Consider the following 23,196-nt stretch of genomic DNA (forward strand, 5'->3'; position numbering starts at 1 on the left):
ATCAAAATAAGCAATTAAGTTATTCTCCGTTGTAGTTCATAATACTAAAAAGAACTATTTCATTATTAGCAAAAAAATAACTTAGTGGGGGTATAAAGATCTGAAAAGTGAAGATTTTAGAATATACTCCACAAATAAGTTATAATTATCGAACAAAAAAATAGATTGGAAGAAATCTTAGGACAAACGTAGAAGTTTTATTTTAGCCACGAATTACACTGATTTGCACAAATTTTAGTGATTCAAAATAAATTACATAAATTTTTATCTACCTATAGCAGATTCGTGGAATATGTATGACAACCTAATTTGTGTTAATTCGTGGCTAATTTTATTTATGAAACTGTTGCATTTGCAGTGGAAAAATCTAAAATTTAAAAAATCCGTTTAAACTTTTTTATTACCTTTAAAACAAAGTTTAACACACCAATCATGAAAACATTTTCGCTACTGTTCTTTTCTTTTTTTATTTTGAGCTGTCAGGCACAATTAAAGACGAATAATGAAATTCCGTTACAGGATGAGACAAAAAATTACCGTTTGGAAACTGTTGTAGACGGCATTAATAATCCGTGGGCAATTGCATTTTTACCCGATGGTTCGATGTTAGTAACCGAGAAAAGTGGTGTTTTATTTCATATAATAAAAGGCATAAAAACTGAAGTTAAAAACGTTCCCGTTGTGTACAATCGCGGTCAAGGGGGTTTGCTCGATATTGTTTTGCATCCTGATTATGCTAAAAACGGCTGGATTTATATCACTTACGCTTCTTCAGAAGGCGAAGGAGTTGGCGGCAACACAAAACTCATTCGTGCCAAACTAGAACACGAAAGCCTGACCCAAATAGAATCTTTATACAAATGCGAACCCAATACGACCAAAGGGCAGCATTTTGGTTCGCGAATTGTATTTGACAATCATGGATATTTGTATTTTTCGGCAGGAGATCGTGGCAATCATTTTGTAAACCCACAAGATATTACTCGAGATAATGGAAAAATCTATCGTCTAAATGATGATGGTAGCATCCCAAAAGACAATCCGTTTGTGGGAAAAGAAAATGCCAAATCTGCCATTTATTCATACGGACATCGCAATCCGCAAGGATTAGCTATACATCCTACAACGGGTGCTATTTGGGAACACGAACACGGTCCACAAGGTGGTGACGAAATTAATATTATCAAAAAAGCAGCTAATTACGGTTGGCCAGTGGTCACTTATGGAATTGATTATGATAATTCTATCATTAGTACGGAGCAACAAAAATCAGGAATTGAAAACCCTATTTATTATTGGGCACCTTCCATCGCTCCTTGTGGAATGACTTTTGTTACCAGTGATAAATACCCTGACTGGAAAGGACATTTATTAGTAGGTTCTCTAAAATTTCAATATTTAGAATTGGTGAAATTAGACAATGAAAAAATCATTGGAAGACAAAAAATAGCTACTGATATTGGACGTTTGCGTAGTGTAAAACAAGGTCCAGACGGCTATATTTACATTGGCGTAGAAGGAAAAGGAATTTTAAAAATTATCCCAAATTAACCTTATATAAAATCAAATTGATGATTACTAAATTAACTTTCGGATTTACTTTGCTAGCATCCGCTTTTTTCTATTTTTCGAATAACAATTCGGATTTTAGTTCGAAAACAAATTACATTACTACAACTCAGCAACAAACGCCACTGGAAAAAAGTATGGCTCGAGGCAAAGAAGTCTATACTGATTTCTGTATTCAATGCCACTTAGCCACTGGAAAAGGAAATGGAACTACTTTTCCGCCCTTGGATGGTTCCAACTGGTTGAAAACTAAAATAACCCAAAGTATTCATGCCGTAAAATACGGTCAAAAAGGGGAAATTCTTGTCAATCAGAAAAAATTTAACTCGATTATGCCTGCTTTGGGTTTAAGCGATGAAGAAATTGCCGACGTAATGAACTATGTGCTAAATTCTTGGAGTAATAAGAGCAAAAAAATGATTACGGTAAAAGAAGTCGCTTTGGTAAAGCCTTAAAAAACAAACAATTTTTAATAATACATTAGTTTTCAAATCCAGAAAGCACGGTAGAAAATACGCTACATTTGTATGCAACCCCAATGACTTTTCTTTATGAAAAAATATGCTTTAGCCCTCTTGATTAGCCCTTATTTATTTTTGCTTTTTACCAATTGTAACAAAGACAAATCCAACCCTGAAGAAACAACTAGCAACGACAGTCTGGCGGTGAAAATTGATTCGGTGGAAAAGAAACCAATGACTACCATTGACACCGCTGATTTCAACCAAAGAATGATCGCGCTAAGCAACAAAGACACTACTGGAAGATGGCCTGTAAAAGCACCTTATCCTTTGCCAGGTGCTTTATTGCCTTATAACCGAATCATTGCTTTTTACGGAAATTTATACTCAAAAAGAATGGGCGTTTTAGGGGAATATCCCAGAGCCGAAATGATTAAAAAACTACAGGCGGAAGTAGCCAAATGGCAGGCTGCCGATTCTAGTGTAACTGCTATTCCAGCCTTGCACTACATTGCCGTTTCGGCTCAAGCCGCTCCAGGAAAAGGAAACCGACACAACATGCGAATGCCGTTTAAACAAATCGATACGGTTTTAAGTTGGGCAAAACCCATAAATGCTTTGGTTTTCTTGGACATTCAGGTAGGACATAGCACAGTGAAAGAAGAAGTAAGTCAACTGGAAGAAAAGCTGGCTTTGCCCAATGTTCATTTAGGTATCGACCCAGAATTCTCGATGAAAAATGGCGAAATACCAGGTAAAAAAATTGGAACTATGACCGCCGATGACATCAATGATGCAATCGATATTTTGGCTCGAATTGTCCGCGAAAACAAATTGCCTCCAAAAATATTAGTTGTTCACCGTTTTACACAAGGTATGGTGACTAATTATAAAGCCATCAAAACAGTTCCTGAAGTTCAAATTGTGATGCACATGGACGGTTTTGGAAGTCAAGTTTTAAAACGATCTACTTATTTGAGATACATTTATAGAGAACCGGTTCAGTTTACGGGCTTTAAATTGTTTTATAAAAATGACAACTGGAACGACTGGAAAATATATACTCCAGAACAATTAGTACAATTTTCGCCAAAACCAAGTTACATTCAGTTTCAATAATTTAAGTGTATCCCAAAATGAAAAAATTGATATTCTTAAGCACGACTGGTCTTTTTTTGATGTTCAGTTGCCAACAAAAAACAACCGCTACCGTTGAAACAAACGCTGCTGTTCCTGATACTATTGCAACTCCAAAAAAGGAAGAAAAATTAGTAATGAACGATGCTGAGGCTATATTGGCTCGAAAAGAAGTACCCATTTTATGTTATCATAATATCAAAGATTTCCCGGCTTCTGCTGGCGAAATGACCAAAACCTATACGGTAAAACCTGCTGCTTTTTCGGAACAAATGAAAGCCTTAGCTGATGCTGGCTACCAAAGTATTTTGCCAGATCAATTGTATGATTATTTAGTGTACAACAAGCCTTTACCTGCAAAACCTGTGATGATTACGTTTGATGATACAAGAGGAGAACAATACAGTATTGGCGCAGCCGAAATGAAAAAACACAATTTCAAAGGCGTTTTCTTTGTAATGACGGTTTCCATCGACCGCCCAAATTATTTAAGCACAACAGCAATAAAAAACTTATCTGATGCTGGAAATTGTATTGCGGCTCACACTTGGGATCATCACATGGTAACTAAATATGCAGGCGAAGACTGGAATACCCAATTGGTAAAACCAAAAGCCAAACTCGAAGAAATCATTGGAAAACCAATAACTAATTTTGCCTACCCTTTTGGATTATGGAACAAAGAAGCCATTCCTGAAATTAAAAAAAGTGGCTATAAAATGGCTTATACTCTTTCGACTAAAAGAGATTCGATTGATCCCTTATTCACAATCCGACGCATGATTGTTTCTGGAAATTGGTCCACTGACCGCATGATGGAATCCATGAAAACTACTTTTGTAAATGCTAAATAATAGCTTTAATTCAAATCTAACTTCCCCTTCTGTTAATTCATCTTCACATTTGTTCCCTATTCTTTTTTTCAAAAACTCTTATTCTCAATAAGATTAAATGACTGTACTTATATTCAGTAGTTGAGAAATCTAAAAAAAATTTAGCTTTAAAACACTATTTCTCAAAAAATACATTGGCAAAAAAAGAATGCTGCATTAATTACATTATTCACAACAAAATTTAAAATACTTATCTACAAAATTGTTAAATTAGCCTAAAGACTGATGTTTTTTTAACCAAAATTAGTTTTTATTAATTTTTCAATAATTTATAGAATGGTAAATTTGACACCTAAATTAAGTCCAAAAGGATGGGATGAGATGTTTTCTAAAGATGGCGTAAGAGATTCTTACAAACAGGTCTTGCAAACATTAGAGAGTTTAAATATTGATAAGCTGAATCTAAAACAAAAACAGGCTTCGGATATTTTTATGAACCAGGGGATTACATTTACGGTTTACAGTGATGACAACCAAGGAATCGAAAGGATATTTCCATTTGATATTATTCCCAGAATAATTACCAAGAACGAATGGATGGAAGTCGAAACTGGAATTACACAAAGATTAAAAGCTTTAAACCTATTTCTAGAGGATATTTATAACGAACAGTTGATTATAAAAGAAGGCATCATGCCGGCTTCGTTAATTGCTTCCTGTCCGCATTATATTCCAGAAGTACATGGTATTAAAGTTCCGCATGACATTCATGTTCACATTGCGGGAATTGATTTAATCAGAGGCGAAAAAGGAGAGTTTTATGTTCTGGAAGACAATCTGAGGTGTCCTAGTGGAGTGAGTTATATGTTAGAAAACAGGGAAATTACCAAAAGAATTTTCCCGGAAATGTTTCGTGCTAACAATGTAAGCATGGTGGCTAATTATCCGATGATTTTTCATAACATCTTGATTTCGCTTTCGCCAAGAACCATCTCTAATCCTAATGTCGTTTTATTGACTCCCGGCGTTTTCAATTCAGCTTATTACGAGCATACTTTCTTAGCCAGGCAAATGGGAATTCCGCTGGTAGAAGGTCGTGATCTTGTGGTTAACAATCATAAAGTATATATGAAAACGACATCGGGCTTGCAACAAGTAGATGTTATTTACAGACGTTTAGACGACGAATATTTAGACCCATTAGTCTTCAAACCCGATAGTACACTTGGCGTTCCAGGATTAATTAGTGCATATAAAATGGGTAATGTAGCCTTAGTAAATGCTGTTGGAAATGGCGTTGCCGATGACAAAGCCATTTATGCTTACGTGCCACAAATGATTCGCTACTACCTTAACGAAGAACCAATTCTGAAAAATGTTCCTACGTACCAAATGGAAATCAAAGAAGAGCGCGAGTTGGTTTTTGCCGATATGGAAAACATGGAGATTAAAGAAACCAATCAAAGTGGCGGCTACGGAATGGTAATGGGAAATAAAGCTACTGAGGAAGAACTGGAAGCGGCCAAAGTGGCCATTTTAAATAATCCACGCAATTTTATTGCCCAACCCATCATTCAGTTAAGCACCGTTCCCTGTTATATTGATGGCGAATTGAAACTACGCCACGTAGATTTACGTCCTTATGCTTTATGCGGTCCTAATGGAGTAACAATTGTTCCCGGTGGACTTACCCGAGTGGCACTAACCGAAGGCTCATTGGTAGTTAATTCCTCCCAAGGTGGTGGAAGCAAGGATACCTGGATCATGAAATAAATGAAGTCGAAATTAGTTTTTAAACTATTAAAAAAACAACTATGGAAGTAAATATGCTCAGTCGTGTAGCCGATGGAATGTTTTGGCTCAACCGATACATGGAAAGAACCGATGGGATGTTGCTTACCCTCAACACCCTCTATATCATGTCTTTTGACCAAGAGATTAATGATCATCAAGGATACAAACCCTTATTAAAATACTATACTAATTTGTCTCCGGAATACATTACTGAATATCAGCACGACACAAATTTTGTAATGAAATATGTGCTTTGTGACAGTAAAAACAACAATTCGGTACGGAATCTAATTACCAAAGCCAGAGAAAATGCACGAGGTTCGCAGGATAAAATTACCAAAGAACTTTGGGAACACATCAATTCGATGTACCATTATATCAATTTACCGGACTTACCTAAAAGACTGGAAACACCTGAAGCCATTAGTATTTTGGCAAAACTGAATAAAGATTTCTTGCTTTACAATGGGATTTCTCATGTAACCATGCCCAGAGGATTAGGTTGGTGTTTTTCGAGTATTGGTAAACATATCGAAAGATGCCTACAAACCATTTCGATGACACAATCGTATTATGCACCAATTGAATACAACTTAGAAGGAAAAGAAGATTTATTGTATTGGAGAAAATTATTATTGTCTTTATCAGGTTACGAATTGTATCTAAAAAGCTATAGCAATATTCCACACAATCGAAAAGTAATTCAACATGTGATTTTCAATCCTGATTTTGCGCATTCGGTAATATTTACTTTAGGCTTAATCGAAACTTATTTAGAATGTGTTTTTAAAAATAATAATCTAATGGAAGCACGCACGATGCGCAATCAATTTGGACGATTAAAAAGCTACGTGGAATACACCGATTACCATCATCTGACCAATTTTCAATTAGAGCAGGTGTTAAAAAACACCAAAGATCAGCTGAATGATTTTTCAATGGATTTCTCAAAATTATTCTTTTCATATACCTAAATCAATGGCAATTTTCAACATCATCCATATTACAAGATACAAATACAACTTACCCATCAAAGAAAGTATCAATGAGATTCGTTTGTTTCCCCATAACTTTGAAAATCAAGATGTTTTGCAATACCAGCTTTTGATTTCTCAAAATCCTGATGTAGCTATTACAAATGACTATCACGGCAACCGAGTAGGCAATTTTAACACCCTAGAAGCTCACACCGAAATGACGATTGAATCTAGAATGTTGGTTCGAGTAAATCATTCGCTTAAAATTCCTGAAATAGACCATACTAAGGTGGAAGATTTGAACCTGCACAATGATATTTATTTACTGCGTCTTTGTTATCCAGAAAGCATTAGTAAACAAGATGAAATTAATGCTATTCTAAAAGAAATCGACTACCAGAACAAATCCATTATTGATATTGCCTTTGATTGCAGTCAATACATTTACACCCATTTTACGTATACCAAAGGAATTACCAATATTGAAACTACGGTGGATGAAATATTAGGTCATCGCAAAGGAGTTTGCCAAGATTTTGCTCATGTTCTTTTACAGCTTTTAAGAACTGCTGGCATTCCGTCAAGATATGTAAGTGGTTATATTTGCCCTAACGAAAGCGGACTTAGAGGCGAAGGTGCAACGCACGCCTGGGTTGAAATTTACACCCCAAAACAAGGTTGGCTAGGCATTGACCCAACTAATAATATTTGGACTATGGACAACCACGTTAAGCTATCGGCTGGAATTAACTTTACGGATTGTACTCCTGTAAAAGGAACTTTTAAAGGCGTTTCTAAACAAACACTTTCTGTTTTTGTTTCCATTGGATACGAAGACGGTAGGCATTTTGAAGAAATAAATGATGTAGAATTACAAAAAAACTCCATTGAATTTCAACAACAATTAGTTTACGCAGAACAACAGCAGCAATAGTTTTTGGAAAAATCCAAACCTAAAAAAGCGAATCGGATGAGATTCGCTTTTTATAAGTTTTTATATAACTATTATCTATTAGACAACCATCCTTGCGGGTTATTGTAACTTGTGTTTTGTAACAACAAGAACTTAATGACCGTTTTACCTGTATCGCCATTAGTACGGATTCTACCGATATTTTGTTTAATATTTACCTTATCTCCTTTACTAACTGAAACAGAACTTAAATTTTGATAGATAGTAAAATAATCTCCGTGTTGAATCATTACTGCCTTATTTACTGGAGATAAAACCATTACACTAGCTACTTCTCCACCAAATACAGCTCTTGCATTAGCTCCTTCATTAGTTGTGATTTCTACACCGCTATTATGTACAACCAGCGTATTATATACTGGATGCGGTTGATCTCCATAACCTAGTGAGATAAATCCTTTTTCTACCGGCCAGGGAAGATTTCCTCTATTAGATCTAAAATTATCAGCTATTAACTTATTCTCTGGCGTCATTTCTATTCTTGATGAAGATATTGACGCTCTGGAAGCAGTTTCTTTTACTTCTTTGCTACCCGATTTTGATTTATCTCCTGCTGCTGCTTTGGCACGTTCTAGAGCCGCTTTTCTATTGGCTTCGGCAATAGCTTCACGAATTAAACGGTTAATTTGGGCATCAATAGTTTTAGATTCTCTTTGTTTTTTTCGAATATCAGAAACAATTCTGTTTTTATCTTTTTTTATCGAATTGACCAATTTCTCTTGCTCTTGTTTTTCTTTTACAAGTGACAATCGTTCCTTTTTATTTTCTTCGAGTAATTTTTGTTTCGCAATTTTTTGAACTTTTAGTTTTTCATTGTAACTAATTAATTCTGTCGACTTGACATTAATTTCTTCCCCTTGCGATTTTCTAAAACTCGTATATTGTTTTAAGTATTGGGCTCTTTTATAAGCTTGCAAAAAATTCTCTGAAGAAAGTATAAACATCGCTCTACTTTGTTCTGAACGACTTTTATAGGAATTCACGATTTTTTGAGCATAATCTCCTTTTAATATTTTCAATTCTCTATTCAACTTATTTATTTTAAGTTGATTGCGATACATATCATCGGCTAAAAGTCGGGTTTGCTTTTCGGTAGTGTTGATTAAGTTTTCTTTCAGCCTTATTTTATTTTTTTGAATTAAAAAAACATTCATAGCTGATTTTTCCTTTGACTTGACGTTTTGCAACATCTTTTCATTCTCTCTAATTTCTCTCTGAATTTGAGCTTTTCGTTGTTCTAACTTTTCTTGCTGCGATTGACTCCACATTGTAGAAGTCAAACACAGAAATAACAAACTAAGGAGATATTTTGGCATCTTGAAAAATATTTTTTGCAAATTTACTTAATTATTATCCTTTTATAACCATCAGGAACACTATATGGAAAAGAAAGTTCCTCATTAAAGGAAACGGAAGTGTAATTTAAATTAATTTCCGATTTTCCTTTAGGCTGACTGGTTTTAATTTCAACACTTGATGGCAAATTGGCTTCTTTATGAGCTACTCTTTCCAGATAAGTAATTTGGATAGTCCTACTTTCAGCCGTTTGCGTTACTTCTTGCTTGTTTACCGTAAAATCATTTGGATTAAAATAATAGCTTTTTTTTGTGTTTCCATTATTCGTGTCATCTAAACGGTAGAGATTATCCAGCAAAACCTGCGTGTATTTGCCTTTGTTCAAATCGTCCAAAGCTTCACCTAATAACATATTTTGAATTTTGTTGTAATCCAAATCAGTTCCTAACCATTGGCTCAAAGCGCTAAAATCGCCTTCAAAATAAGTTCCTTTTATTTTTTCGTAATAACTTACAGAAGTAGGAGTTATCGAAGCTTTTGCCATCGTGATTCCTATAAAACGGATACTTACTAAAATTTGTTCATCTTTCTTTATTTTAATCTCGGCAGTTACATTTTGCGTTTGTTTATCATCTGCATAACGCGTATTAGCTTTGATGTATACTGTAGAAAACTCACTTTTATTGCTGTAATGATTGTCAATTACTTTAGTTGTTTTCATGTTATCAACGGGTTCAGTAACTGTTGCCGATGTAGCCACTGCTTTGGACTTACAAGAAACCATAAAGGCAACTACTAATACTACTAAAAATTTATTCATCTTGTTTTTGTTTTTTTAATAATTCATTGGCTTTAGAAAAATAAAGCTCTTTTTTATTTGCATCTCCTAAACCATTATAGGCTTCTCCTAACTGAATGTTATAATTAATTTCTAATGGAATATCTTCTACTACATAATCCATGCCCATTTCTAACATTTCCTTCGCTTTTTTAAATTGTTTAAGTTGATTATGAGCTAATCCGGCATAATAATAAAACTGCGGTTGTGCAGGATAAGACGCAACCATATCAGTAGCCACTTTTACTGTTTTTTCAAATTCAGCCTGCTGGATGTAAATATCTAACAAAAGTAAACTGGTTTCTACCTCTGCAAGATTGTTTTTCTTGAGCGACAACTGATAATATTTTACCGCCTTATCAAATTGCTTTTTGTTATGGTAATATTTTCCAATTTCTTTGGCTACATTCACATTGGTATCATTATCAAAATAACCAATGGCTTTATCTAAAACGGGAGTAAGCTGCGGATTAGTATTAACGTAGATTAAAAATTCATTAAAAATGCGGTGTTTTATTTTACTGTCTACTTTGGCACTTGCCAAAACAGTATTCATAGCATTTACAGCTTTTTCACTGTCATTATTAACCAAATAACTTTTAAACAAACTCACTTGCGCCCACTCCGAATTCGGAATTTGTTTTTCTAATAAACGAGCCGTTTCCAGTACTTTTTCTAAATTATCTTTTTTAGAATACAAATAAATCAACGAAATATAATTAGATTCTTCTTTAGGATATTTATTGATTTGGTCTACTAAATTAGTGATTTCGGCATCCTGGTATTGACCTTGGGACAAAATCTGAATTTTGTAGCCTTCTCTCCTATCTGACTTTCCTGTGGTTTCATTCAGCTCATTGATAAGCAACAAAGCTTTATCAAATTCGCCAGTATTCATGTAAAGCGATGTCAAATCCTCTTTGAACTTGGGATCAAATAGAATGAGTTTATTAATTATTTTAACCGCATCAACATAATCCTTCGTCTCATAATCTACATCATAGATTCCAATCAAAAACCATTTGTTTGTAGGATCCAACGTATGTGCCTTTTCAAATGAAGAATAGGCATTTTTATAGTCTTTTAAAGCAAAATAATTTTTACCTATTTCATAATGAATGGTGGCATTAGTAGGTTCAATTTTCAAGCAACGTTCTAAAGCCACAATAGCTTTATCGTAATTTTCAATTCCCTTTTGTTTTAAAGCTTCAAAAAAATAATCTTTAAATTTATTGTCTTCGAGTTTAATTTCTTCGGGTTCCGTTTGTGCCCAAGACAAAGCCGAATTGCATAGCAAAACCAACATTATCAGTAAAGAAATTACCTTTTTCATTTTTACCAATTAAATTTCAAAAGTACTTTATTTTTTTACCATTAAGGAATTTAAGCCATTAAGCTCAATCAACTTAATTTCTTAATGGTAAATTTATTGTTATCGTCATTATTCTAATACTGAATAATCACCAATACTAATACTTGTAAAACTGCCATCAAAACTAGCATGATTTCCTATCATGGCATTATCTAAATTAGCATTTTTAATGTGTGCATGGGTTTGAACCAAACTATTTTTGATACTACTATCAACAACGTGGCATCCATTTCCTAAAGAAACATTTGGACCAACAGTCGCATTAATTAAAACTACATTTTCTCCTATAAAACAAGGTTCAATAATAGTCGAATTTTCAATTTTTACGGTTTTAGAAACCAAATCTACTTTGTCAGCAGCTAAAAAACCTAGCATTCTGGAATTGGTTTCTACCGTAACATTTTTGTTTCCGCAATCCATCCACTCGCTTACTTCGCCTGTTTTGAATATTTTTCCATTCGCCATCATGTTTTTGATCCCATCGTTAATTTGGTATTCACCGCCATTTTGGATGTTATTGTCTAAAACATTTTGTAATTCTTGTTTTAAAACTCCAATCTCTTTGAAATAGTAAATTCCGATAACAGCTAAATCACTGACAAATTCCTTAGGTTTTTCAACCAATTCGATAATTTCATTTTTATCATTTAGTTTAACTACCCCAAAGGCTTCCGGATTCTCAATTTGTTTTACCCAAATTACCGCATCTGCAGTTGGATCCAACTCAAAATCGGCTCTAATCAAAGTATCAGCATAAGCAATTACTGCTGGACCAGAAAGTGAATCTTTGGCACACATAATAGCGTGTCCTGTTCCAAGCGCTTCATTTTGATAATAAATAGTCCCTTTTGCTCCTAATTTTTCGGCAATAGCAATTAAGTCTTGCTCTACTTTTTCGCCAAAACTTTCGTGGATAATAAAAGCAACTTCTTCAATTTCCTGATTCAAAACACCTGCAATATCTTCTACTAATCGGTGAACGATAGGTTTTCCAGCAACTGGGATTAATGGTTTAGGAATGGTTAATGTATGTGGACGTAGACGGGATCCTCTACCGGCCATTGGAACTATTATTTTCATGTTTTGATTGAAAGATTAAAAAATTGAATGATTGAATGATTAAAAAATCCTTCCATCATTGAATCTTTAAATTATTATTATTTTTGGTTATTTATTTTTCAATAACAGTTTTCTGCCAACTGCTGGCTGAATACTGTAAACTATTTTACTCCAGTACTTCCAAAACCGCCAGCTCCTCTTGAAGTTTCTGATAGTTCTTCCACTTCAGTCCATTCGGCGCGTTCGTGTTTAGCAATGATGAGTTGAGCAATGCGCTCTCCGTTTTGAATTACAAAAGCCTGATTGGATAAATTAACCAAAATCACTCCTATTTCTCCACGATAATCGGCGTCAATCGTTCCAGGACTGTTGAGTACGGTGATTCCGTTTTTAAAAGCAAGTCCGCTTCTTGGTCGCACCTGAGCTTCGTAGCCTATCGGCAATTCGATAAAAAGACCTGTTTTAACAATAGTTCTTTCTAATGGTTGCAACGTTATCGATTCTGTTAAATTGGCTCTTAAATCCATTCCTGCCGACGCTATGGTTTCGTAGTTTGGCAAAGCATGTTGCGATTTATTGATAATATTTATTTTCATTCTTTTTATTTTTTATTTAGGAACAAGTAATACTTATTCTTACTGATTGTTTTTAGGCTTTAGAATATTCATCAAAGTGGTTTTCTCATTGTGATAGATGAAATAGAGAAACAAAAGTAACAACGCGATTCCAACAAAATAATTTTCTCTAAAGTAGTAAAATGAAACCACGGAGAAAAAAATGGACAAACCAAGATAGCCGCCTATTTTTTTAAAATCATAAGGAATTGGATAATATTTGTTTCCAAGATAATACGAAATCAACATCATACTTCCATAAGCAGCCAATGTTGCAATGGCTGAACCTAAATAACTATGAGATGGAATCAATAAAAAGTTAAGCACCAAAGTAATAATAGCTCCCACAATTGAAATGTATGCACCAATATAAGTCTTGTCAATCAATTTGTACCAAACCGAAAGGTTCGTATAAATTCCTAAACAGAAATTGGCCAAAATAATCAATGGTACCACTTTCATGGCCACCCAATAGGATTCATCACGAATCATTAGCATTTTGAACAAATCGGCAAAAACAATAACACTTAACATAATAAACGAACCAAAGATGACAAAATATTTGGTTACCATGGCATAAGTCTGTGGTGCGTTTTTATCAGAAGCATGACTAAAGAAAAAAGGTTCTATTCCAAGCGTATAAGCCGTGCGGTACAAAACCATAAACAAACCTAATTTATAACAAGCGGCATATTCTCCTACTGCATCTTCGGCAATGTTTTTTGGTAATAATTTATCTAAAAGAATTTTATCAAATTGTTCGTTTATGGCAAAAGCGATTCCGGCAACCAAAATGGGTAATCCGTAAACCATCATTTTTCTCCATAAACTAAAATCGAATTTCCATTTCAGGAAAACATAGTCCGGAGATAACACCACAAAAGTCAATAAACTGGCAATAATATTTGCCAAGAAGATATAACCTATTTGGAAATTTTCTATGTAAAAGGAACTAATTAAGCCTGTGGGATTTAATGCCGATAATTTTGGTAAATATATCAAAAACAGAATACTCAGTAATAAGTTGACCAATACATTACCAATTTTAATAATGGCATACGTCATAGGTTTTTGAAAAGCTCTTAACTTAGAAAACGGAATAATGACCAAGGCGTCTAGTGCTAAAATCCAAATGGCATAGCTGATATATTGAGAGTCGATTCCAGACCAATCTGCTAATGAAGTTCGGAATAAAAGTGCTACGACTAAGAATACTAATGTGGTCCAAAAAATAGAAACCATTGAAGTTTCGACTACTGTTTTTTTATTTTCTTCCTTGTTGTAAAATCTAAAAAAAGCAGTTTCCATTCCGTAAGCCAAGATCACATTAAAAAAAATCATCCAGGCAAATATGATAGTCACTTTTCCATACTCTGCTTTAGGAAGCAAATCGGTATAAAGTGGTACTAACAAAAAACTAAACATCCTAGGCAAAACCGTAGCAAGTCCGTAAATGGCTGTTTGTTTGAAAAGATTTTTATATAAACCCAAAGTGATATGTCTTAATACTATTTTAAAAAAACAAAAATAACTAAATCTTTGGTTAAATTGATGTTGGTTATACACCTAAGTAAGGCGAAAGTTTAAAAGGCGAAAAGTTCAAAGAAAGTTTCATAACATAAACAATTGTAAATCAATTTTATATACTTAAAAACACCGTTTCTGAATACGACAACATTATATCGTTCTTAATACCCATCCTAATTTCTTTTAAACAAAAAAAAGTCCCGCAATTGCGCGAGACTGTTGAAAAGTGTTTTTTGAAAAATAAATAAACTAGAGCGCTCTAATTATCTCTCGAAGAATAACTTTTTTAACCTAAATACTCATAGAAATAGTGAGTTATTTATTTCTTAACCGAATATTCTTTAATGTATTTTATGACTTTTAAGTCTATTTCTTCATAAGACATATTAAACATTTTTTCTAAAAGTTTTTTTAAAGAAATCATATCGGGGCTATTGTATAATTCAAAAATACCCGATGCACCATATTTCTCATAAACCATACTACAAATTACGCCTCCAGTAAGGTAAAAAGGGTCATTATCAAACGGATTTCTGTATTCAAAACTAATAATCTTATCCAGATCGATAGTGTTATTATCTTTAATATCCAAAGAAAACTTCTTTAATCCTTCTTCATAAGTACTGTTAAATCCAGAACCTCCCAACCATGTTGCCAATCCCTCTCCTATAAATCCTGTTCCTGCATATTTATTAGTTGAATTGTAAAATAACATGTGTACAAATTCGTGTGGATAAGATTCATGACTAAATGAGGTGAAAATGGTTCTAGTCTGTAAATCTGTAAATCCAGTAGTATAAGAAAGTAAATAATCAAGGTTGGAAAGTTTTATCATTTCATCTGGATTACTAGTCATATAATATGTAAAAGGAAGTTGTTTTAAAGCAAACTGTTTTGCTATTTTATTACAAAAAGCCACCCCTTCTTTGGCTCTACGTTTATTAAACTTCATGAAAGGCTGTACAACGTAGTTTATGTTTTTGTATTTGTATTTTTTCCAATTACGAGTATCATAATCAATAACATTTTCTAACTTGAATGCTCCATTTTCATCTTTTACCGCATAAAGTTTGGTTATGCAATCTGGATTAAACGCTTTGTCGTCATCCTTTTCGCAACGATTCATAAAAATAGTTTTGATTTGGTAACGATTCTCTTCTATTTTATCAATTTGTAAAACTTTAGGAGCATTAAACCATCGATGTTTTTTTCCAATAGAATCAGTCCAAAACAACCAAGTAATGGCTCTGTCTACTGAACTTGCTTTTAATTTAACGGCTAATTCAGCTTGTTTTTTATTCCAATGTGGATTTTGATAAACACTGTCCATTCTGGAGTTTAAATATTCTTTATACAAATGATAAACGGCTTTGACTTCAACTTTTGAAGTATCTACCCTTGCAGAAATATCCGGGATAATCAGTTTTTGACTATGTGATAAAGGAATCAAAAATAAGTATGCTAAAATAAGGAGAATGTGTTTCATAATATATTGAATTTCAAAAATGTAAAAAAAACACTTTTGCATCATCATACTTATTAAAAAAAAGTTAAAAAAATTGGTATAAAAAATTTAACAAAACTTCTTATATCCCCTAAATAAAAAAGTCCCGCAATTGCGCGAGACTGTTGAATAATTTTGAATTAAAAAATATTTCATTTTTTGTATCGTTTTGGAATAAAATATTGAACATGATGTATTGAACAAAACTATTAAAGGTCACACCTTATAGAAAACATCTTCAATAGCAATCTCTAATTCTGGAAACAACGGACTTTTGATATTTTCTCCCTCAACTTGTGGTTTCAAACCAATAAATATTTCATCTACCAAGGTATAAACTAGTATGATTTTATCATTAGGTTCAATTAACCAATACTCTTTTACACCTGCTTCCTGATATAAATTAAATTTCGTGTGAACATCGTGTTTACTATTATTTGGCGAAATAATTTCGACCATTAAATCAGGGGAACCATTACAACCTCTGGCATCCAACTTGTTTTCATCACAAATAACACACAAATCGGGTTGTACTACTGTGGTGTCTTTTTGAGCTGAAGGTATTGGCAATCGAACATCAAAAGGAGCTTGGAAAACATTACAAGGTTTTCGCTTTAAATTTTCATAAAAGCAACCTGTTAGATTACTTGATATTCTTTGATGCACCATACTTGGAGCTGGACTCATTTTAAGAATAAAACCTTTTATTAACTCCACACGTTCTTGAAATTGCCACTTTAAATAGTCAGCATAGGAATATTTTTTGGACAAATCTAAATCGGAAAAATTAGTAACTATTGCCATTTTTTAAAGATTTAAAAACAAATTTAATCAAATTGTGAGTTACTTTAAATGAAAAACAAAAAAAGTCCCGCAATTGCGAGACTCTTAAATCTATTTAGAATAAAAATATTATCCATTCAAAGCTTCTGCTCCACCTACGATTTCTAAGATTTCATTAGTAATAGCAGCTTGACGGGCTTTGTTGTATGTTAATTTCAATTGATTTCTCAATTCAGTTGCGTTATCGGTTGCTTTGTGCATAGCAGTCATACGTGCACCATGCTCTGAAGCAAATGAATCACGGATTCCTTTGTACAATTGTGTTTTTAATGATTTAGGAATCAAAGTCAACACGATTTCTTCTTTCGATGGTTCGAAAATATAATCTCCAGCAGTAACATTCAAATCAGATTTTACAGGAGCTAATGGCAAAAATTGTTCTGTTTGAACGATTTGAGTAGCTGCGTTTTTAAATTGGTTATAAATCAATTCAATTCTGTCATACTCACCACTAACAAATTTCTGAGTTAATGTTTCAGCAATAACAGCAACATTATCAAAAGTCAAATCATCAAAAACAGTACTTTGATTGTCAATTACTGTGTTTGTTTTGCTTAAAACATCATTTCCTTTTTTACCAATAGCAAAAATATCTACTTGTTTTCCAGCAAAATAGGCAGCACGATTTTTAGCTTCTTTAATTACATTGGTATTAAAAGCACCACACAAACCTCTGTTAGAAGTAATAGCTACTAATAATACTTTTTTTACTTCACGTTGTGTAGTAAATTCTTCTCCAGTTCCTCCATCAAGAGTTGCAGAAAGACTTTGTAATAATTCCGTTAATTTTTCGGCATAAGGTCGCATGGCTGTAATTGCATCTTGTGCTTTCTTTAGCTTTGCTGCAGAAACCATTTTCATCGCAGATGTAATTTGCATCGTAGATGAAACGGAAGTAATTCTATTACGGATTTCCTTTAAATTTGCCATTTATATTATAGTTGTTGGTTGTTAGTTGTTGGTTGTTAGTTTTTAGAATTATCTAAAAACTATCAACCAACAACCATCAACAAAAATTAGTTATATTTTGCTGAAACTTCTTTCGCTACAGTTTCGATTACATCTGTAATGTCGTCTGTTAATTTACCGGCTTTTAAAGCATCAAGAGTTGCTCTGTGTTTTGCGTTCAAGAATGCTAAGAAATCTTTCTCGAATTCTTTTACTTTGTTCACAGGAACATTTCTCAACAAGTTTTTAGAACCTGCATAGATAATTGCTACTTGGTCTTCAACAGTATAAGGATCATTCAAACCTTGTTTCAAGATTTCAACGTTTCTTTTTCCTTTTTCAATTACGTTTAAAGTAACAGCATCCAAATCAGAACCAAATTTAGCAAACGCTTCCAATTCACGGAATTGAGCTTGATCTAATTTTAAAGTACCTGATACTTTTTTCATTGATTTAATTTGAGCATTACCTCCAACACGAGATACAGAAATACCTACGTTGATTGCTGGACGAACTCCTGAGTTAAACAAATCTCCATCAAGGAAAATTTGACCATCAGTAATCGAAATTACGTTTGTTGGGATATATGCAGAAACGTCACCCGCTTGAGTTTCGATAATTGGTAAAGCTGTTAAAGAACCACCACCTTTAACGATTCCTTTTAATGAATCTGGTAAATCATTCATGTTTTTAGCAATTCCGTCATCAGCGATAACTTTACAAGCTCTTTCTAATAAACGAGAGTGTAAGTAGAAAACGTCTCCAGGATAAGCCTCACGTCCCGGTGGTCTTCTTAATAAAAGAGAAACCTCACGGTAAGCAACAGCTTGTTTAGATAAATCATCATAAACAATAAGAGCTGGACGACCAGAATCTCTAAAATATTCTCCAATTGCAGCACCTGCGAAAGGAGCATAAACTTGCATTGGAGCTGGATCAGAAGCATTAGCAGCAACGATAACTGTATAAGCCATTGCTCCTTTTTCTTCTAACATATTAGCAATCCCTGCTACAGTTGACGCTTTTTGTCCAATTGCAACATAGATACAAAATACTGGTTTACCAGCATCATAAAATTCTTTTTGATTTAAGATAGTGTCAATACAAACAGTTGATTTACCTGTTTGACGGTCACCAATAACCAACTCACGTTGTCCACGTCCAACAGGGATCATTGCATCTACTGCTTTAATACCTGTTTGTAATGGTTCAGTAACTGGTTGACGGAAGATAACTCCAGGAGCTTTTCTTTCCAAAGGCATTTCGTATAAGTCTCCACCAATTGGTCCTTTTCCATCAATTGGAAAACCAAGAGTGTTAACAACACGTCCTACCATTTGTTCTCCTACTTTAAGAGAAGCAATACGTTGTGTTCTTTTTGCAACCGAACCTTCTTTGATTCCTGTAGATGGTCCTAAAAGTACCACACCTACATTGTCTTCTTCAAGATTCAATACAATAGCCTCAAGACCATTTTCAAATTCAACTAACTCACCGTATTGAACATTTGAAAGCCCGTAAATACGAGCAATACCGTCTCCAACTTGAAGTACCGTTCCTACTTCCTCTAGCGTAGCGCCAGATTCAAAACCTTCTACTTGCTTTCTTAATATTGCTGAAATTTCAGCAGGTTTGATTTCCGCCATCTTAATTTATAATTTAGACACTTAATGTGCAATAAAACTAGTTACTTAATTCTTTTCTTAATACTTGTAATCGGTTAGCAATAGAAGCATTGTACTGCTTATCGCCTATGGTTAAAATAAATCCTCCAATGATAGCAGGATCTACACTATTTTTAATAGTCACTTTTTTATCTGACAAAGAGGTGATTTTAGCTAAAACTTTAGCTTCTAAATCAGCATCCATTGGGAAAGCAGTAGTTACTTTGGCTACTTCAATACCATTAACTTCATCAAATAAATTAGAATATGCTACTGCGATAGCCTCAAGAATTTCAAATCTTTTATTTTCGAATAATAAATGAAAGAAACCTTTAGTTACGCCATTAATTGTAGCAAAAACTTCCAATAATGCACTTTCTTTAACCTCAACACTTATTGTTGGACTTTGAATAAATGTATTTAATTCAGAATTGCCTTTGATTGTTGAAGCAATTAAAATCATATCGTTATTCACCTCGTTAGCTACTCCTATTGAGTCTGCCATACTAAGGATTGCTTTTGCGTAACGAATTGCTGCTCTTGTACCTGCCATAATATTAGTTTAGCTTTACGTCACCTAACATTTTCTCAACTAATTTAGTTTGAGCTTCAGTATTAGATAATTCGTCTTTCAATAATTTCTCTGCGATACTCAATGATAAAGTAGAAACTTGTAATTTCAATTCCGCCATTGCTGAGTTTTTCTCACTTTCAATTGCGGCTTTAGCCTGCTCAATCATTTTCAATCCTTGTGCTTGGGCTTCCGTTTTTGCATCAGCAACCATTTTCTCTTTCATTTCACGAGCTTCTTTCAACATAGCATCACGCTCTGCTCTTGCCTCGTTCAAGATTCTTTGGTTATCAGCTTGAAGATCTTGCATTTCTTTTCTAGCATTTTCAGCTGATTCTAATGCGTTTTTGATTCCTTCTTCTCTTTCATTAACTGCATCAAGAATAGGTTTCCAAGCGAATTTTTTCAATAATAATATTAATCCAACAAATATTAATATTTGCCAAAAAAACAAACCAAACTCAAACTGATTAATTAACTTTTCCATTATATATAATTCTAAGTTTTATATTCTAAATTTAATCCAGTTGCATTGCTGCAATGTAATGTTTTAATTTTAAAAACAATAGTTACAACCAACCGTTGCAACTATTGCCTTTTTGTTTTAATTAAGCTGCGAATAAAGCTGCGAAACCAATACCTTCAATAAGTGCAGCAGCGATAAGCATAGCTGTTTGGATTTTTCCTGAAGCTTCTGGTTGACGAGCAATAGCGTCCATTGCTGAACTACCAATTTTCCCAATACCTAAACCTGCTCCGATAACGATTAATCCAGCTCCAATAATTTGTGGAATTTCCATGATATATATATTAAAAATTAAACATTCTTTTTTTGAAAGTTAAATGTTATTTGTTAATAGTTAAACGTCCAGTGACTAATAACTTAAAAACTCCTAACTCATAACTTTTTTAGTGGTGACCTTCTTCATGATGATGCTCTTCTACAGCTGAACCAAAGTAAAGTGCAGATAACATCGTGAAAATATACGCTTGTAAAAACGCTACTAATATTTCTAGAATAGAAAGTGCAAATGATAATCCAAATGACAAACTACTTCCAATCCAGCTTTTAAAGATAAACATTAAACCAATAATACTCATCAATACAATGTGTCCTGCAAAAATATTTGCGTACAAACGAATCATTAACGAAAATGGTTTAATGAAAACTCCTAACAACTCAATTGGTGCTAAAATAATACGCATTGGTTTTGGCACACCTGGCATCCAGAAAATGTGTCCCCAATAGTTTTTGTTAGCAGTTAGGTTTGTAATCAGGAAAGTTAAAAATGCTAACGAAAAAGTAATCGTTAAGTTACCTGTAGCATTAATTCCTAGTGGAGTTAATCCGAAGATGTTTAAGAACAATACAAAAAAGAATATTGTCAATAAATAACTCATGTAGTTTTTATATTTTTTCTCACCAATGTTTGGAATCGCAATTTCGTCACGAATGTAAAGTACTATTGGTTCAAAAATACGACCTACTCCAGAAGCGATTCCTCCGTTTTTAGCGTATGATTTAGCCAAGCTAGTAAAAATCCAAAACATTAATAAAGCAGCAGCTATAATAGAAACTACTGTTTTAGTAATTGAAAAGTCAATAGGACGAACATTAGTAGGGAAACCCGTTTCTTCATTCTCAGTAATTGTTCCTGAAGCATCTGTTCTATAAATTTTACCATCGTGGTGATTGATAGCATAATAGTTACCATTAGATTCAGCTACTTCTTTTCCGTGGTGGAATTTTGCAGATGAAAAAACGTGTAAAGCATCATCCCATAAGATTACAGGTAATGGAAAACCCCAAGCTTCTCCAGTGGCATCATCTTGAGTCAACGAGAAATCGTGAGAATCCAAAACGTGGTGACCAATAAACGCTTTAATTTTAGACTTTACATCTGTTGGTTCAGCATGCGCTCCTTCATGATGCCCTTCGGCTACTACTTCGTGAGCTGCTTCTTGTACATGTGCAGAATCAACTTCTTGATTTGCAAAACTCATCAATGGAAGACACGCTAAAAATGTTGCTATTATAAATCTAAGTGGTCTGTTTAAAATCACCATAATTACTAAATATGTTATATTTACGTTTCTAAAATTTGGCGCAAAGGTACATTTTTTATTAATATCCAAAAGGATATAAAAATATATTTTTTTTAATGCCTTGTTAAAAGTCCTATTTTATTGCTTTTCGTTTAATATTCTTATAGTTACGACGGTTTCAATTGTCAAAAAAAGAATAAACAGTACAAAAAAATTCATTTTCTCTGTTCTGATGTCATAATGCTTAATATCTAAAATTGGCTTCAAAAGCAAGTAGTATAGAACTATTTTACTAGTAGTTAGTAGCAAAAAAGACATCCCTAACTGATCAAAATTACGCTCTTTTATTTTTAATAAAATCAAAATTATCATCAAAGAAAGCATGAAAAAGATACCATACAATTGCTCTAAACTGTAATAAAAAACAGCTGAATTGATATTGAAAAAATAAAAAATTAATTTGTGTACTACATAGCCTACTATTACTGAAATCAATAAAAATAGAAATGTCTTGTGATTTTTTAAAAACATAATTGTTGTTTTGCCCGAAAAGCGTGTTTACTTAAGTTATTCTTTTTCTTTATTAATTTCATTTACCTGTCTTATCACGTTGTATAAGGCCAAAAAAACGCCTACCATAACCAGCACCTTATTGTAGTAAAACTTTGGATTAGGATGGTTCTCATCAAGCCAATCGCCTAAATAGGAAAACAGAAAGATAATCACTCCCATTTGGATGGGAATATTTATCAATGCCAGCCACTTACTGGATTTATTTTTGTTGGGTTTCTTTTCCATCGGTTAAGAGCTTTACATTTTCTTTCATCCTGCATGAAGCACTAAAATCAGCTCCAGGTTCTACTGCTAATTTTCCCACGGTGGCATCACCATGAATACTCGCCTTCGATTTTACATTTAATAATTCAGCTACTTGAATTGTTCCTTTAAAATTTCCTTCAATATCCGCATTATTGCAACTAATATCCCCCGTAACACTCCCAGTAGGACCTATAACCAGTTTTCCTGTAGATTGAAAATTCCCAATCAATTCGCCATCTAATCTAAAATCAGCCTTCGAAATAATATCTCCTTTTATTAGCGTTCCTTCAACAATTCTATTGGTTTTTCCTAGAAGATCAGTATAGGGTTTTTCTTTTTTATTAAACATGA

At 33.5% G+C, this 23,196-nt stretch carries 23 protein-coding genes; 7 read left to right on the forward strand and 16 right to left on the reverse strand.

Features of this window, described 5'->3' with window-relative positions:
* The first annotated feature begins 432 nt into the window (after window positions 1–432).
* From AAGV28_RS13445 to AAGV28_RS13475, 7 genes are all read left to right on the forward strand, one after another.
* Window positions 433–1,551, forward strand: coding sequence for a PQQ-dependent sugar dehydrogenase (locus AAGV28_RS13445; protein ID WP_373407272.1), 1,119 nt, complete (start codon window positions 433–435; stop codon window positions 1,549–1,551).
* Between the two features lie 20 nt (window positions 1,552–1,571).
* Complete coding sequence (locus AAGV28_RS13450; protein ID WP_373407273.1) at window positions 1,572–2,024, forward strand: c-type cytochrome; 453 nt, start codon at window positions 1,572–1,574, stop codon at window positions 2,022–2,024.
* A 96-nt stretch (window positions 2,025–2,120) separates the two neighbouring features.
* Window positions 2,121–3,149 (forward strand): hypothetical protein, encoded by a 1,029-nt coding sequence (locus AAGV28_RS13455; protein WP_373407274.1) that lies wholly within the window; start codon window positions 2,121–2,123, stop codon window positions 3,147–3,149.
* A 17-nt stretch (window positions 3,150–3,166) separates the two neighbouring features.
* A complete protein-coding gene (locus tag AAGV28_RS13460; RefSeq protein WP_373407275.1) occupies window positions 3,167–4,021 on the forward strand; it encodes a polysaccharide deacetylase family protein in 855 nt (284 codons plus the stop codon).
* 315 nt (window positions 4,022–4,336) lie between these two features.
* On the forward strand, window positions 4,337–5,773 hold the full coding sequence (locus AAGV28_RS13465; RefSeq protein ID WP_373407276.1) for a circularly permuted type 2 ATP-grasp protein: 1,437 nt from the start codon (window positions 4,337–4,339) through the stop codon (window positions 5,771–5,773).
* A 41-nt stretch (window positions 5,774–5,814) separates the two neighbouring features.
* Window positions 5,815–6,768, forward strand: a complete 954-nt coding sequence (locus AAGV28_RS13470; protein ID WP_373407277.1) for an alpha-E domain-containing protein — start codon at window positions 5,815–5,817, stop codon at window positions 6,766–6,768.
* A 4-nt stretch (window positions 6,769–6,772) separates the two neighbouring features.
* Window positions 6,773–7,705, forward strand: a complete 933-nt coding sequence (locus tag AAGV28_RS13475; protein WP_373407278.1) for a transglutaminase family protein — start codon at window positions 6,773–6,775, stop codon at window positions 7,703–7,705.
* Between the two features lie 71 nt (window positions 7,706–7,776).
* On the opposite strand, the gene AAGV28_RS13480 is transcribed toward AAGV28_RS13475, so the two are convergent.
* From AAGV28_RS13480 to AAGV28_RS13555, 16 genes are all read right to left on the reverse strand, one after another.
* Window positions 7,777–9,060, reverse strand: coding sequence for a murein hydrolase activator EnvC family protein (locus tag AAGV28_RS13480; protein ID WP_373407279.1), 1,284 nt, complete (start codon window positions 9,058–9,060; stop codon window positions 7,777–7,779).
* A gap of 23 nt (window positions 9,061–9,083) precedes the next feature.
* Window positions 9,084–9,860 (reverse strand): lipoprotein insertase outer membrane protein LolB1, encoded by a 777-nt coding sequence (locus AAGV28_RS13485; RefSeq protein ID WP_373407280.1) that lies wholly within the window; start codon window positions 9,858–9,860, stop codon window positions 9,084–9,086.
* Window positions 9,853–11,211 (reverse strand): tetratricopeptide repeat protein, encoded by a 1,359-nt coding sequence (locus AAGV28_RS13490; protein ID WP_373407281.1) that lies wholly within the window; start codon window positions 11,209–11,211, stop codon window positions 9,853–9,855. Before AAGV28_RS13490 ends, AAGV28_RS13485 begins: the two co-directional genes overlap by 8 nt.
* Window positions 11,212–11,319: 108 nt before the next feature.
* Complete coding sequence (locus tag AAGV28_RS13495; protein WP_373407282.1) at window positions 11,320–12,330, reverse strand: sugar phosphate nucleotidyltransferase; 1,011 nt, start codon at window positions 12,328–12,330, stop codon at window positions 11,320–11,322.
* 140 nt (window positions 12,331–12,470) lie between these two features.
* Window positions 12,471–12,905: a dUTP diphosphatase gene (gene dut / locus AAGV28_RS13500; RefSeq protein WP_373407283.1), complete on the reverse strand. Its 435-nt coding sequence runs from the start codon at window positions 12,903–12,905 to the stop codon at window positions 12,471–12,473.
* A 39-nt stretch (window positions 12,906–12,944) separates the two neighbouring features.
* Window positions 12,945–14,414 carry a lipopolysaccharide biosynthesis protein gene (locus AAGV28_RS13505; protein WP_373407284.1) on the reverse strand — a complete coding sequence of 490 codons (1,470 nt, stop codon included), beginning with the start codon at window positions 14,412–14,414 and terminating at the stop codon, window positions 12,945–12,947.
* A 355-nt stretch (window positions 14,415–14,769) separates the two neighbouring features.
* Complete coding sequence (locus AAGV28_RS13510; protein ID WP_373407285.1) at window positions 14,770–15,936, reverse strand: hypothetical protein; 1,167 nt, start codon at window positions 15,934–15,936, stop codon at window positions 14,770–14,772.
* Between the two features lie 234 nt (window positions 15,937–16,170).
* A complete protein-coding gene (locus tag AAGV28_RS13515; RefSeq protein ID WP_373407286.1) occupies window positions 16,171–16,758 on the reverse strand; it encodes a Uma2 family endonuclease in 588 nt (195 codons plus the stop codon).
* A gap of 108 nt (window positions 16,759–16,866) precedes the next feature.
* Entirely contained in the window at window positions 16,867–17,727 is an 861-nt protein-coding gene (gene atpG / locus AAGV28_RS13520) for an ATP synthase F1 subunit gamma (RefSeq protein WP_373407287.1), read from the reverse strand.
* Window positions 17,728–17,813: 86 nt separating this feature from the next.
* A complete protein-coding gene (gene atpA / locus AAGV28_RS13525) occupies window positions 17,814–19,391 on the reverse strand; it encodes a F0F1 ATP synthase subunit alpha (RefSeq protein WP_373407288.1) in 1,578 nt (525 codons plus the stop codon).
* Window positions 19,392–19,428: 37 nt separating this feature from the next.
* The gene (gene atpH / locus AAGV28_RS13530) at window positions 19,429–19,962 is read right to left on the reverse strand and encodes an ATP synthase F1 subunit delta (RefSeq protein WP_373407289.1); all 534 of its coding nucleotides are present in this window, start codon (window positions 19,960–19,962) and stop codon (window positions 19,429–19,431) included.
* 4 nt (window positions 19,963–19,966) lie between these two features.
* Window positions 19,967–20,467, reverse strand: coding sequence for a F0F1 ATP synthase subunit B (locus AAGV28_RS13535; RefSeq protein ID WP_373407290.1), 501 nt, complete (start codon window positions 20,465–20,467; stop codon window positions 19,967–19,969).
* 121 nt (window positions 20,468–20,588) lie between these two features.
* Window positions 20,589–20,780 carry an ATP synthase F0 subunit C gene (gene atpE, locus AAGV28_RS13540; protein ID WP_026712861.1) on the reverse strand — a complete coding sequence of 64 codons (192 nt, stop codon included), beginning with the start codon at window positions 20,778–20,780 and terminating at the stop codon, window positions 20,589–20,591.
* Between the two features lie 109 nt (window positions 20,781–20,889).
* Window positions 20,890–22,047, reverse strand: a complete 1,158-nt coding sequence (gene atpB / locus AAGV28_RS13545) for a F0F1 ATP synthase subunit A (RefSeq protein ID WP_373407291.1) — start codon at window positions 22,045–22,047, stop codon at window positions 20,890–20,892.
* 546 nt (window positions 22,048–22,593) lie between these two features.
* Window positions 22,594–22,824, reverse strand: a complete 231-nt coding sequence (locus AAGV28_RS13550; protein WP_373407292.1) for an AtpZ/AtpI family protein — start codon at window positions 22,822–22,824, stop codon at window positions 22,594–22,596.
* Entirely contained in the window at window positions 22,799–23,194 is a 396-nt protein-coding gene (locus tag AAGV28_RS13555; protein ID WP_373407293.1) for a bactofilin family protein, read from the reverse strand. Before AAGV28_RS13555 ends, AAGV28_RS13550 begins: the two co-directional genes overlap by 26 nt.
* Window positions 23,195–23,196 lie beyond the last annotated feature (2 nt).

Source organism: Flavobacterium zubiriense, assembly GCF_041729725.1.
GTDB classification, from domain to species: domain Bacteria; phylum Bacteroidota; class Bacteroidia; order Flavobacteriales; family Flavobacteriaceae; genus Flavobacterium; species Flavobacterium zubiriense.

What these genes read in the sequence shown, in the direction of transcription:
- AAGV28_RS13445 (WP_373407272.1), top strand. Translation starts at nt 433, where the DNA reads ATGAAAACATTTTCGCTACTGTTCTTTTCTTTTTTTATTTTGAGCTGT.
- AAGV28_RS13450 (WP_373407273.1), top strand. Translation starts at nt 1,572, where the DNA reads ATGATTACTAAATTAACTTTCGGATTTACTTTGCTAGCATCCGCTTTT.
- AAGV28_RS13455 (WP_373407274.1), top strand. Translation starts at nt 2,121, where the DNA reads ATGAAAAAATATGCTTTAGCCCTCTTGATTAGCCCTTATTTATTTTTG.
- AAGV28_RS13460 (WP_373407275.1), top strand. Translation starts at nt 3,167, where the DNA reads ATGAAAAAATTGATATTCTTAAGCACGACTGGTCTTTTTTTGATGTTC.
- AAGV28_RS13465 (WP_373407276.1), top strand. Translation starts at nt 4,337, where the DNA reads ATGGTAAATTTGACACCTAAATTAAGTCCAAAAGGATGGGATGAGATG.
- AAGV28_RS13470 (WP_373407277.1), top strand. Translation starts at nt 5,815, where the DNA reads ATGGAAGTAAATATGCTCAGTCGTGTAGCCGATGGAATGTTTTGGCTC.
- AAGV28_RS13475 (WP_373407278.1), top strand. Translation starts at nt 6,773, where the DNA reads ATGGCAATTTTCAACATCATCCATATTACAAGATACAAATACAACTTA.
- AAGV28_RS13480 (WP_373407279.1), bottom strand. Translation starts at nt 9,060, where the DNA reads ATGCCAAAATATCTCCTTAGTTTGTTATTTCTGTGTTTGACTTCTACA.
- AAGV28_RS13485 (WP_373407280.1), bottom strand. Translation starts at nt 9,860, where the DNA reads ATGAATAAATTTTTAGTAGTATTAGTAGTTGCCTTTATGGTTTCTTGT.
- AAGV28_RS13490 (WP_373407281.1), bottom strand. Translation starts at nt 11,211, where the DNA reads ATGAAAAAGGTAATTTCTTTACTGATAATGTTGGTTTTGCTATGCAAT.
- AAGV28_RS13495 (WP_373407282.1), bottom strand. Translation starts at nt 12,330, where the DNA reads ATGAAAATAATAGTTCCAATGGCCGGTAGAGGATCCCGTCTACGTCCA.
- dut (WP_373407283.1), bottom strand. Translation starts at nt 12,905, where the DNA reads ATGAAAATAAATATTATCAATAAATCGCAACATGCTTTGCCAAACTAC.
- AAGV28_RS13510 (WP_373407285.1), bottom strand. Translation starts at nt 15,936, where the DNA reads ATGAAACACATTCTCCTTATTTTAGCATACTTATTTTTGATTCCTTTA.
- AAGV28_RS13515 (WP_373407286.1), bottom strand. Translation starts at nt 16,758, where the DNA reads ATGGCAATAGTTACTAATTTTTCCGATTTAGATTTGTCCAAAAAATAT.
- atpG (WP_373407287.1), bottom strand. Translation starts at nt 17,727, where the DNA reads ATGGCAAATTTAAAGGAAATCCGTAATAGAATTACTTCCGTTTCATCT.
- atpA (WP_373407288.1), bottom strand. Translation starts at nt 19,391, where the DNA reads ATGGCGGAAATCAAACCTGCTGAAATTTCAGCAATATTAAGAAAGCAA.
- atpH (WP_373407289.1), bottom strand. Translation starts at nt 19,962, where the DNA reads ATGGCAGGTACAAGAGCAGCAATTCGTTACGCAAAAGCAATCCTTAGT.
- AAGV28_RS13535 (WP_373407290.1), bottom strand. Translation starts at nt 20,467, where the DNA reads ATGGAAAAGTTAATTAATCAGTTTGAGTTTGGTTTGTTTTTTTGGCAA.
- atpE (WP_026712861.1), bottom strand. Translation starts at nt 20,780, where the DNA reads ATGGAAATTCCACAAATTATTGGAGCTGGATTAATCGTTATCGGAGCA.
- atpB (WP_373407291.1), bottom strand. Translation starts at nt 22,047, where the DNA reads ATGGTGATTTTAAACAGACCACTTAGATTTATAATAGCAACATTTTTA.
- AAGV28_RS13550 (WP_373407292.1), bottom strand. Translation starts at nt 22,824, where the DNA reads ATGGAAAAGAAACCCAACAAAAATAAATCCAGTAAGTGGCTGGCATTG.
- AAGV28_RS13555 (WP_373407293.1), bottom strand. Translation starts at nt 23,194, where the DNA reads ATGTTTAATAAAAAAGAAAAACCCTATACTGATCTTCTAGGAAAAACC.